At 59.0% G+C, this 11,722-nt stretch carries 6 protein-coding genes and 1 pseudogene; 2 read left to right on the top strand and 5 right to left on the bottom strand.

Annotated elements, in window-relative coordinates; translation table 11 throughout:
• Positions 1–341 precede the first annotated feature (341 nt).
• The gene (locus AC0L3S_RS38105) at positions 342–1,352 is read right to left on the bottom strand and encodes a fumarylacetoacetate hydrolase family protein (RefSeq protein ID WP_473285011.1); all 1,011 of its coding nucleotides are present in this window, start codon (positions 1,350–1,352) and stop codon (positions 342–344) included.
• Positions 1,353–1,946: 594 nt separating this feature from the next.
• Here AC0L3S_RS38105 and AC0L3S_RS38100 point away from each other — a divergent pair.
• Positions 1,947–2,435: a hypothetical protein gene (locus AC0L3S_RS38100; RefSeq protein WP_473285009.1), complete on the top strand. Its 489-nt coding sequence runs from the start codon at positions 1,947–1,949 to the stop codon at positions 2,433–2,435.
• Positions 2,436–3,640: 1,205 nt separating this feature from the next.
• Here the strand turns inward: AC0L3S_RS38100 and AC0L3S_RS38095 are convergent.
• The 3 genes from AC0L3S_RS38095 to AC0L3S_RS38085 form a co-directional block, all read right to left on the bottom strand.
• Positions 3,641–4,456, bottom strand: a complete 816-nt coding sequence (locus tag AC0L3S_RS38095; protein ID WP_473285007.1) for a class I SAM-dependent methyltransferase — start codon at positions 4,454–4,456, stop codon at positions 3,641–3,643.
• Between the two features lie 201 nt (positions 4,457–4,657).
• Positions 4,658–5,716, bottom strand: coding sequence for a hypothetical protein (locus AC0L3S_RS38090; RefSeq protein ID WP_473285005.1), 1,059 nt, complete (start codon positions 5,714–5,716; stop codon positions 4,658–4,660).
• Entirely contained in the window at positions 5,713–6,762 is a 1,050-nt protein-coding gene (locus AC0L3S_RS38085; protein ID WP_473285003.1) for a glycosyltransferase family 4 protein, read from the bottom strand. The genes AC0L3S_RS38090 and AC0L3S_RS38085 overlap by 4 nt, the downstream gene beginning before the upstream one ends.
• A 4,599-nt stretch (positions 6,763–11,361) precedes the next feature.
• On the opposite strand from AC0L3S_RS38085, the pseudogene AC0L3S_RS38080 reads away from it, so the two are divergent.
• Positions 11,362–11,469: pseudogene (locus AC0L3S_RS38080) on the top strand (DUF3606 domain-containing protein); the annotation flags it as partial.
• 31 nt (positions 11,470–11,500) lie between these two features.
• Here the strand turns inward: AC0L3S_RS38080 and AC0L3S_RS38075 are convergent.
• Positions 11,501–11,722: IS3 family transposase (locus AC0L3S_RS38075; protein ID WP_473285001.1), on the bottom strand; the 222-nt coding region annotated here is incomplete at its 5' end.

Here is an 11,722-nt window from a genome sequence, read left to right as displayed (position 1 = left end):
AAACTTGTTCGTCGTCTTGCTTGTCATGGCTCCATCCTCTCAGGAGTTGGAGCCTCCGGCAAACCCGGGGCGGTTCAAAGGACCTGCCGCTCGAAATATGAGACGGGGCCGCCGGAGGTCGCGAGGCAATTTCTCTCTAACAATTACACCCAGCTTAAGGCGTGGGCAGCCGCCATCAGAGCCGAGCCGCTCGCGATCGAGGGACGCGGCCGGATCAAACAAGCTCGCCGACCGCGATGAACTTGAGCTGTGCATCACGTCGAACAAATGAGACGTCGTCCCGGTGACAAAGTTCCGCAGGCGAAGTGCGGATCCTATCCCGTCTGCTGCAGGGAGACAGCTTACGCTAGGTCGAACCTTAAGGTGCCAAGGCTCTCAATCCGGCTGGTTATTCTGTCGCCGGCTTTGAGCCAGACCTGCTTTTCTTTCGGCATGCCAATGATGACCCCTGAGGGAGTCCCGGTAAAGATGATGTCCCCAGGCTCCAGTGCGAACATTTTAGATGCATAGGAGATCACTTTCTGCGGATTAAAGATGAACTTTGAAGTGTGGGATGATTGGCGTGGCTCAGGTTCATCGTTGACGAATGTTTCGATTTTCAAGTTATTCGGATCGACCAGATCGGCTGACACGAAATAGGGTCCGATCGGCGCAAATCCGTCCAGCGTCTTACCGACCATCCACTGACCGCCCTTTTCGAGCTGTAGATCTCGTGCCGAGAAGTCATGTCCAATCGCGTAGCCGGCGACATAGTTCAGTGCCTCAGTCTCTGAGACATTCCGCGCCACTTTGCCCATGACGATCAGCAGCTCCGTCTCATAGTCGAACTTGTAGGAGAGCTCACGTGCGGGCAGTTTGATGGTGCAATTGTGCGCGGCCAGCGTGTTATTGTATTTGTTGAAGAGAATTGGCTCTTTCGGCAACTTCTCTCCAGCCTCTTCGGCATGCTCCTTGTAGTTCAGGCCAACGCATACAATCTTGCCAGGATCAGTGAACAAACGCCCGAACTTGATCTTGCCTTCGTCCTTGAGAAACTCCGGTTTGTCCTTGGCAGCGCTTATCAGTTGCTGCAGCGCCGACGCTCCGCCGTTTGCAAGCAGGTCTTCGAGCGTCACAGGCGCATCCATGTTGAGGGCTTTGACTGCCGATGCAACGTCGAGAACACCAGTTGATAGCTTCACCCCAAGCGTCTCGAGACCGTCATCTCGCTGAATAGACAGTAAAGTGAGCCCGCGAGGCATCTCATCAGGTGGTGTTTGCGCGGCTGCGCGCGCCGCGTTTGTGTGAGCGAAGGCGCTGCCTCCGACCGACATTGCAACCGCTGTTTTGACGAAATCTCTGCGTGTTGACATCGTTTTCCTCCGATTTCTTCGAGTGAAAGACGCGCCTTCGCGTGCGTGGGTGAGGATAGCTGTGTGCGTCCCTCGTGGCCAGACTTCGATCCGCGGGTAGGGATGGCGTCTGGGGAGGTCGACCAATCATAGCACGGACAGGGGCTAGGGATCACTTGTCGAGCATGTTCGCTCTCGGCTGCGGCTGCCGGAGGAACCTGCCTCCAAGGTCTGCTTTGCCGCTTGCAAGGTCCGGCCCATGCTCGTGCGGATCGGTGCGAGCTGCATCCATCGGTGTTCCCTTGTGGGTGCGGATGGGCCCGGACCCTTGCAGCGCCGACTTGCGAGTCGGACAGCATACAGACTCAAGTCGTCTTCCCTCAGACGTCGTGGGGCGATTGCACCTGCTGGTACAATCGATGGCAGTATCGGTCGCAAACTCGATTTCGACTGGGCAAGCCCGGTTGTTTGCCTATCCAAGGTACGTGAGCGCGATACAACGACAGACGTGGCGCATCATCAAGCTGAGCTTTTGCTCCGTGCCACAAATTCCCGAGCGCCGCGGAACGGAATTCATCGCGAACGCGTTCGTTCACCCAAACGGGGAGTTGTTCAATGGCGACAAGCGCGGGCGCATTCTTTGCGGGGATTGGTACGACCTTTGTCATTTTAGCAGTTGGCTTCGGTGGTGGATTATTTGCCGCCCAGTCGGCCCTGAATGAGACAGGTGGGTTCCAGCGCCTTTCAGCCACGGAAACACGGCCCGCTGTACGCGTTGTTCTGCCCAGCTCGGCGGAAGCTGCTCCGCAGCCGGCGGAGCTTCCCCAGCACCAGGCATCGCTTCCTAGCCCTGTGACACAGCCAGCTTCGGAACCTGTGAAGCCAGTGCAGTTGCAGGCCGATAATCGAGTCGAGAAAGCTGACGCCCTAAAGGTCGACTCAGAGGCGCGAGATCGAAAGCGCCGCTACGCAGAACGCAAGGCAAAGCACGCAGCGGAAGCTCGTGCTCGACGAAACCAGCAGCGCGCGCCGCAGCAGGAAGCGCCCGTTTTGGCGTTTGGCGGCGACAACTCATCGCAATATCCTGGATGGTCCGGCAACTAGCCGCGAAGCGTACCCCCCAATCTTCGCACCGACAGACTTGTGACACTTTGCCTGCCTGAGCCGCAGCGTGTGTCGTCTGCAGCCATTGCCCATTCGGATTTGATTTCTGCACTGCGTGTCCTCGCTTGATAGCGAAGCAGAAAGAGAGTGCAGGATTACGAAGCGGCGGATGACGGACTGCTTAGCCGTAGATTGAGCCTTTCTTCATCACTCCAGATTGACCGGACTCCGCGGTGCCCGCAAGATCGTTTGCAAGTTACGATATCGTGGGTCCCAGCCTCGCTTGGAGCCGCCCTCGCGAAGTAAAAAGAGCGAGACCGCTGCTGGAAGGAGCGAAGGTAGCCATGGAGCGGTCGAGCACTGCAGCGCAAGACGGGCTTATTCGCTGTAGGACCGTTGTTGCCCTGTTTCGGTTGCTTCGTTCGCGGCCAAGCAACGTCGCGCCCGTTCGATCTGGAGGTTAGTGGCGCCCTGACTCCGGGCGTACATCTCGGCTACTGCCGCCGAATACCTAGCAACGTAGTACCTCACTTCCGAGCAGGAAATTCGCTCGCCCGGTCTGTGCTGGCGCGCTGCATACGCTTCAGAGCTCATTGTGAACAGGAACAAGGCTGCTGCGCTGATTCCACTCGTGACCTTCATTGTTGCCCCCGCAGCTACTAGTTTGCTGCGGAGAGCTGGCCTGAATCGGGCTTCTTGCGCAAATTAACATTCGTGCTCTCGCGCAAGGCGGTGTGGACTGTTGCTCCATTGTCGCATACGCCTGAAAGCGGCGCCGCCTTGGGCGTGTTATTCTCGGAAAGCGAGCCAGAGTCTTGCTGCGATTTACCCCAACCGAAGGGAGGCGACTTCTGCTTCCGCGACCACGTCATACTTCCTAGGGATGCCTTCGAAGTCGGCAAGTGCTGCGATCTGAGCGCTCCCTGGCGCCCAAATCGGTCTCAACGGAATCTCCTTGAGTCACCTCCTTTAAATTGATTGACCCGCCATCGTCGCATGTCTTCGCAGGACAGCAGAGCCGGTGCCACCAATCTCTGAAACATCGTCGGCCCTCCGCCTTCCGCCACAAGGATCAGCGCCTCCATTGCGGCGTGCCATTCAGGTGCGCCGCGCTCTCTCTTTGGCAGAGTAGCAATGTACTTCGCCCGCTTCGAGCAATGTCACGATCTCGCGGCCGTCTGGCAACACGATCAGGAGAGGATAGATCACTCCACTGCCACGCTAACGCGCAGGAAAGTCGCAGGGATGGATGTTGCCTCCCTGCTCGTGTTCTGAGCGATGAACAGCGCTTCCATTTCTTTTTGCAGATTCGCCTTGCGTCCGTTCTTTTCCGCCGCCTCAAACGCGTTCATCGTTGGTCCGTAATAATCGCGGAACACCCCAACAAATTGCGCCGGGGTGCCCGGGAAATTGAAGGTGTAGGTGTCGCGGGAAAACGAGATATTCTGCTCGGCAATACCTGCGCCGCCAAACCGCTCGATGATGTTACTCTCGATGCCCCATGTCATCGGGCTGACGAAGCCCTCTGGCGGAGGCGGAGTGTAAGAGGCCGCAATTCGCAGGATCTGAGCAACCAAAGTTGGATCACCAGGAATCCAGTTTCCCATGGTGATCCGTCCGCCCGGGCGTGTCACACGGACCATTTCCTTGGCGACGTCGGATGGTCTCGGTGCGAACATGGCCCCGAAGATGCTCACGACGCGATTAAAGCTCTTGTCAGCGAGATCAGCGAGGTTAGAGGCATCACCTTCTTGAAAGCGGCAATTGGAAAGACCCATTTCCTTGGCCCGTTCATTGCCGGCCTGCACGAGGTTGCTGGCGATGTCGACGCCGATCACGTCGCCACCAAGCTTGGCTTGGGGAATGGCCGTGGTTCCGTCACCGCATCCGAGGTCGAGAATTTTCATTCCCTTCGCGGGACCAAGCGAACTCGCGAGTGCTTCGCCGCTCTCGCGCATGGTTGCCGCCAGTTTCGTGAAGTCGCCCTTTTCCCAAAGCGCCTTGTTCGGGTTTGTGCTCATTGCTGGTTTCCAAAAATGATGGCGGTGTCCGGCTGCCACTCGTGAATCGAACTGCGCTGGTAAGCCAATTCAGCAGCCTAACGGCTCCCAGCAGCCTCGCTACACACGCAGTCCAAGCCCAAAGAGGGCCTCGCGGGTGGCGACACTCGTTATAGGTCATGAGACGCGCTGCGAAGGTTCATCGACGACCGGCAGGATAGGTCAAGACCGCTGCACCGGATCCAAGATCCCACGTTGTAGCCCGCCGCGCGCAAGCAGCAGAGGCGCCTCAGAGGTGCCGAGATGGCTGGCGATAGCCTGGATCGCCGCGGCGTGTTCGCATCGGCGGCGGGCGAATTCGGCAGCATCGATCGGGCAGCGAACAGTATAGCCCGCGGCGCTAAGGCGATTGCTCAGATTCAGGACGTCGGCGGCCGTTGTGCTCGCGATACCCGCCTTGAGCCCGATCAGTCTATTGATGTCCTGGAGAAGGCGGACGCCTTCCTGGCGGAGCAGCACGGCAGTACCCTTGTTGGCCGTTTCCTCCATGAGCAGTTCGGCAATCAAGGCCAAATCGATCAGGGCACCCAGGGTGGCAGGCCAGCCTGCGCCCGCCCCGACCGATCGGAAGTAGATCAGAGACGGATGCGAGGCGTGGCTCTGGTGCACCGAGCTGCACCATTCTCGACCGTTTCGAAGCACTTCCCCGATCTCTGTGCGGCAGTCCAGGATGGCGTAGCGTTCGAGGATCGCGAGAGCGGAGGGAGGCTCGCCCGCCGTTGTGGTGATCTTCAGCACCGTTGCATCGCGGTTCGAAATGCCCTGGTGCATCTGAATAAGATACGTAACCGCCATCGTCAGCACGGCCAATCCGCAAAATCCCGAGGCCACGATGACCCAGCGCGCCAGTCCAGAGGCCTGGATCCCGCTGGGACCGATTGCTGCCAATGAAGTTCCTGCGATGAAAACTCCTTGCGCATAGCTGTCGGCCGAGGGTGAGAAGTACTGCCCTAGTCCGTGCGCCATCGCCCCGAACGAGAAGAGGAGGAGGAGCATCCAGGTGACAAAGGCTGCTACCAGCGCGAACGGCCCGAAACTGGTGGAAATGCCTGATCTACGCCGCCGTGCGTACTTCCAGACGGGCAGGAAGGCCGAGAGCATGCGCCGCAGCACGCGAAGCAAGCCCTGGCTCTCACCCGGAACGATCACGGTGTCGAACACGTCGCGCAGCGTCAGCGCGACGACCGCGAGTCCGACGGAGACTTCTAACGGCCCCATCATGGCATGATCTCGGCTCCGCCTGCCGCATCGAGCAGCTTGCGGTAATGCCGGTCGTAGTCCTGCGCCATCCGCTCTGCGGTGAAGCGCTGCTCGAAACGCGACCTAACGGTGCGACGATCTATCTCGCCCAATCTCTTCAAGGCTTTGACCGCGGCCTCCTCGCTATCGACGATGAATCCGGTCACCCCGTCTTCTATGATTTCGGGCACGGAGCCGGCCCCGTAGGCAATCACGGGCGTTCCGCACGCCATGGCTTCGATCATCACAAGTCCAAACGGCTCGGGCCACTTGATCGGAAACAGCAGGGCCGCTGCTTCTGACAGAAAAGGCTGCTTGCGCCTGTCATCAACCTCCCCAATCAGTTGGACGCACGAGCCGTCGAGTTCAGGTTCGATATGCGTTCTGAAGTAGCCCCTCTCGCCCCTTGGCTGCTTTGCCGCGATCCGCAGCTGCATTCCTGCTGCTCTCGCGATCCGAATGGCTTCATCCGGTCCTTTGTCAGGCGTGAGCCGTCCAAGAAAGGCCAGGTAGGATCCCGTCTCGTACGAGGCATGAAACAAGCGGCCCGGCAGCCCATGGTGCACCGTGCCACACCAGTTCGCGTCGGGCAGCGGGGCGCGCTGGTTGTCCGAGATCGATACGAAGCATGCGCCCTGAAACTGTCGAACCACCTCGCCGATGCCGGGAAGGTCAAGACGGCCATGCAGAGTCGTCAAAAACGGGGTGGTGGATCGCGTCAAAACCGGCAAGTGGGCCCAATCGAGATGAGCATGGACCACGTCGAACTCTTGTGCGCGTCCGGCGACAGCGTCGAGCATCATCGCCAAAACGGCGTTCGGATCGGGTTGGGGACGGCCGAGCCGTAGGGCGCGTGGCCAAACAGGGTGCAGTTCAGCGCGAGTTCGGGAGTCTCCGCTCGCGAACAGGGTCACCTGGTGCCCCAACTCGACGAGCTCATCCACCAGCCAAGCGACGACGCGTTCGGTGCCGCCGTAGAGTTTTGGAGGGACGCTCTCCACCAACGGTGCGATCTGGGCGATGCGCATCGATCGCGTCTCAGTGGCCCACAGCATCGAGCAAAGTGGAGCAAACCGGCATCGCGACCAACTGCGGTGGCGGCCTATCGTTCCTCTTCCTATCAGAGACTAGAGAGCCGTTGCTCGTATCTCTCAGACGCACATGGACCTGCCGTGACTCACACGTGGGCTCCGCAGCTTCAGAATGAAGCATGGCGTGCCCCTCGTTTTCGCCTCTGTTGCAGCGGCCGTGAGGGAGCAGGTCGGACCATCCCGTTAGCGGACGAGAGGGGTTGATCCCAACAACTCTCGGTCGACGATGAGCCCGGCGGAGTCTGTCGGGCCTGTCTTTAATTACCCAAAACTCGCTATGTGCAGCATGTCAGTTCGCAGACGCCTGCATCCACATAGGCTGGAACTGAACGCGAGTTTCAGCGCCCTCATCCGAAACGCGCCACGCTGCGACGCCGAAACATAGGGTTAGCATCAAGGTGGTCATCAAGAGCAGGACTGCGACGAAGTGGCCCATACCGGCCCCCGCAAAAAACTTGCCTCCATACCGACACACGCGGATGATTCGAGAAATCCAGCTGCGCTGACATGGCTTCCTTTTCCACAGGTTGTAGAACTCTGGATCAACAGCTTTGGACCGGGGAGCGCCGCGACGAGGGGAGAGGGCTAGCCTTCGCGCCGCGCCGGCGACTCTGATAGGCCGATCGAGCGATCGGTGCCAGCCGATTCGCCAACAATCTTTTCGAACTCCGCCGGCTCCTACTTCGGCCGGTTTTTCCTTTGACGCGGAGAGTTTTCGGGTGGTGCGAGCCCGCCGCGGCACTCCCGGCGCTCTGATCCGCAATTGGACCGGCAGCCGGGAGCATTGGGGACTGGAAATCAAGCCGTCCCATTTTCGTGTTTAGGCGACTTAAGTCTCCCCGGTGTTCCGATGATAGAAGCCCCGTTCCGAAAATGGACTCCGGACAACTACCGGCGCCCAAAGGTGAGGGCGCCGGCTCCGGGGCTGGCTGGGATCGTCCTGGCGGATGCTTTCCATCTTACGCTTGTCATTGGCGGACGAGCTTGGCGCGCATACCGACCAGCATCGTGTAGGCAAGACGCCGCCAGATCAAGTTCATCAGGACTAGCATGTGACATTCCCCGCGTTCGATGCCGCCACTTTCGACCCCCTCTGTTTCAGGGAGATTTCGCCGGGGCGGGGAAATGGCTTCGTGCACGGTCGCGATGGAGCGGGTTCATCTCTCACCGCAGTTGAGGTCGTTAGAGGACACATATTCGGAGACTTTGATCTTCTAATATCAAACGAGACGGATCTTTGAGCGAAGCGCGATCATGATGGAGAGTGGTCGCAGTCGCCGGCGATTCGGCAGTCGGGCAAACTGCCTTCCTCGCATCGCCCCCGGCATAGTGGCTGCTCGGCCCTGCCGACTTCCGTTGCGGCGCGCGCAGGGGCGTGCTTCATCTAGCCCGCTCTCGGCGGCGGCGCCGAAGCGCTCGGCTCCCGTGCTTCGGATTCAGGTGCGGACGTCCTAGGCACGGCGCCGGATCAGCGCTGAAGAGCCAACATAACTGGTGCGCTGCCGCCGGCTTGCAACGTCGCTTTAGGCTAGCCGTCTCGGCAGGAAATGCCAAAGTTGTCACAAGCGAGAGCGAATGACTCCTTGGCCTTCGTATCCTCGAAGCAGAAACGAGTTCCGACCTCCGCGCGATCGATCCACCAATCCACGTTTGTGCCTTTCGCAATGCGGGAAGCTTCCCCGCGTAACAGGTCCAGTTGTCTTCCGGCAGCACGAACGATTAGGCAATATTCTTTGGGCAAAATACGGTCCTCCAATGACAATCAGAACACGCGATTGATCGATACAAAAATGGAAAACTTGCGGCGGGGCAGTTGATCGTGGCGCGAAGGGACTTGAATACCACGAAGGCTACAGCAGGCGGACTGCTACGGCCCGCGCAGTTCAAGATAGGTGAACAGGTCTATGGGACCACGCAGCCGCGATGAATGATCGCATCGCAGCAATTCTGGCTCGCAATATGATCTCTTCATAGCCGGCAGAAGGGCCTCCACCCCCGCTCCAGAAAGAGCCCCCGGTTCACGCTGGCGGGGCTTTCGATTTTTGATTAGCGGCGGCACGAGCGGCGCCTTTCAAGGCCGCTTCGATGGTCTTGAGCCGCATACCTCGTCGGGATCTTCCGCTTTGCTGCTTAGACGCGGATGATCGGCGGGCTCTCGTAACTAGCCACAGATCGCTGCCGCAACCGGCGCATTCATAACGCTTCAGTTCATAGCCTTTGGCCACGGGGAAAACAGCTTTGAGCAGTCGAGGTTGGCTACAAACGGTGCACCCGGCTTCGCCGTTCACGATCGCCCCCTTTGGCTCCAATGGTCGGAGTGAGAACTGAGTCGCGCTTCCGGAGCAATAGCGGCTCACGTTGGCGGGGCCTGTTTTCGATTCGGCAGCCCGGTAGTTGCCCGGAGATGTAAACGCCGATCGATGGATTTACCGTCCTTACGTTTGGGCGGTCCGGCAATGGCGCGCGGCGGTGACAAGGACAATGCACCAGCTCTCATCTGCAATAGATGTCAGCGGCCAATGGATTTTCTCGCCATGCTGCCACCAATTGCGAACCTACCCGCCGCTTACGCCTACAGGTGCATGCCCTGCCTGAGAGTTGAAACGATTATTTTGGGCCGAGGGACGGCGCCGCCAGGAGATTAGAATTGGGCGGTTCGCGGACGTTCGATCTCGCGATTGTGGTGGCTTGCCGCTGCTGAACCGGTCTGATCAAAAGCCCGCTTGTTGCATCTGCAGCAGCTGGTCGCCCCGATCCGCTCCCGCGGCGCGTCTTCTCGCTTGTAAGGCTATGTTCGTCGTTCCTCGATCACGGCCAGGACGCCGGCGATGAATTCCGGGCCTTCGGCGGGAGACTTGAATGTTCCTTTTTATCTCCCGAACAACAAAACGGATGTCCATGGCCCTTATCAAAGAAGTACTGCGCGACGTGTTCGCCGTCCTCGTCTTTAAGTTCGATGGTTTCTATGCTTTGGGTTGACTTGAGGTCCGTCTCGGGCAGCTTCATTGACACAGCAATTCTCCGCGGCGCGAGTCGAAATATACGCAGAGACGCGGCCTGACGACCTGCTAATTGAAAGCAAATGTGGGTAGGCTGCAATCTGCCGGCATCGACAAGGTTCGGCAGGTCAACACGGAGTTGCCTTTGGCGGGGAAGTCCACTTTCTCAGCTCGAGTGCACTGCGGCGGAAGTCCTAGGTTCCGCAAGGGCGGTTGTCGGACATTCAAGCGAATGCGGCATCGGGAATTCAGCGCCGGCTTTACGAAATGGTGCGGCGGTAGCTATTGCGGCGTGATGTCGGCACACGTGACCTCAACCGGCACGAAGCATTGCTTTGTTCTACTTGTCGATGCCCTTCGGTGGCCAGGCTGAAGGCGCGGCTTCTCCGTGAGCCTAGCGCCACGCTCCAGCGGCATGCTGGCGGCAGGACCAAGTTTTTGGTGCGCTGCAGGATGGCAATAGCCCGATGAGTGTGGGTATGCTTCGAAGTCTGCCAAAGACGGCGCTCGAACGCCGCACACAATTACGTCCAAGGATGAAAAGGCCGCTCTTCGGGGCGGCTTTTTTGTGAGCACGGGAGAAAGCAGAGGATGCATTCGAATGCGAAAGCTCATAGTGACCTTGACACGGAAAGGTCGCGTAAGAGGGCCGTGTGGTTGCGTCAACTAGCCGAAGGTGCGGCACACTCGCTGTTCGCGGAAAGGCTCAAGGATCTGACTGAATAATATGACGTACTTGCCGAACAATCAGAGCGTGACGATCAGTAAGGCTAGCTCGCGGCCGCGTTCACGGCGGAAAGTATCGATTGCATCGGCTGATCCGCGCGAAAGCCGAATGTTCAAACCAGCTGGGGGCGTTAGATCTACTTCCATTCAATCCTCACTGGAGGGCGGTCCGCGCGGAGGCGTTCTCGGAGGTGCGCCGCACGCGTCGCGGGCGAGCGGTTGCTGTGAGCTGCCTAGAATTCAATGCTGGAATCAAAAGGGGAGCGCGACTCAGAATGATTGTGGTGCCTGGCGGCGGCTGCCTCGCGACCAGGCGGTCGAGCGCCACGGCCATCTTTGCGAGCGATGAGAATGCATGTTAAAGCGGGAAGGACCCAAGCAGACCGGCTCTATTGAAGCCTCTCGCCCTTGTTCTCCCAAGGTGGACAAGCCACTACCGGATGACAGCAGGGCTCCTGCTCAAGCGCACTTGTAACACAGATTAACGATCAGCGCGGACGCGCCAGCTTCACGCGCAGCTCTAGGAACGGGGCGCAGCAGGTCAAGTTTTCCCACGGTATGCAACCTCCCCAGACTAGGCCTCCCTCCTCCCGGAGGCCTTCCTTTTAGGAACACACCGTTCTTAAGCGCGTTTTCCTCGCCGGTGAGTGGAGTACCGGCATGCCGGATCGCGTAACCCAAGCGGTAAGAGAAGCGCAAGCCATCCTGGCTCGCTATGCCGAGCCCGGCCCGCGGAACTGCCAGAATACAATCAATGATCTGCTGGCCGTTCTCGACGATGAGCGGCTTGTACGGGCGATGGAGGAGAACGATGAGCGACAGTCTGACCAAACGGGACCATCGCGACCGTAGCAAGATCAACATGCACGCGGACTTCGAGGTCAAGTATTGGACCAAGCAGCTTGGTGTTTCGAAGGACGTGAGCTGCTGCCGGTTTGATGGACACCCGGTTAAGCTAATCCTACCTTGCGCTCGAACTCAACAGGGCTGAGGTATCCGATGGTCGAGTGACGGCGGACGGCATTGTAGAACCGCTCGATGTAGTCGAACACATCCGCTCTTGCCTCGTTCCTGGTGCGATAGGTCTTGCGCTCCGTGCGCTCTGTCTTCAACGACGAGAAGAAGCTCTCCATCGCCGCGTTGTCCCAGACGTTGCCGGACCGGCTCATGCT

This window comes from Bradyrhizobium sp. Ken01, from assembly GCF_055807355.1.
Note: the sequence above shows the minus strand (reverse complement) of the source record. Positions and strands in the feature narration are given on the sequence as shown.

Coding starts and splice junctions, on each gene's coding strand:
- AC0L3S_RS38100 (WP_473285009.1), top strand. CDS start 1,947: ATGGCGACAAGCGCGGGCGCATTCTTTGCGGGGATTGGTACGACCTTT.
- AC0L3S_RS38090 (WP_473285005.1), bottom strand. CDS start 5,716: ATGATGGGGCCGTTAGAAGTCTCCGTCGGACTCGCGGTCGTCGCGCTG.
- AC0L3S_RS38105 (WP_473285011.1), bottom strand. CDS start 1,352: ATGTCAACACGCAGAGATTTCGTCAAAACAGCGGTTGCAATGTCGGTC.
- AC0L3S_RS38085 (WP_473285003.1), bottom strand. CDS start 6,762: ATGCGCATCGCCCAGATCGCACCGTTGGTGGAGAGCGTCCCTCCAAAA.
- AC0L3S_RS38095 (WP_473285007.1), bottom strand. CDS start 4,456: ATGAGCACAAACCCGAACAAGGCGCTTTGGGAAAAGGGCGACTTCACG.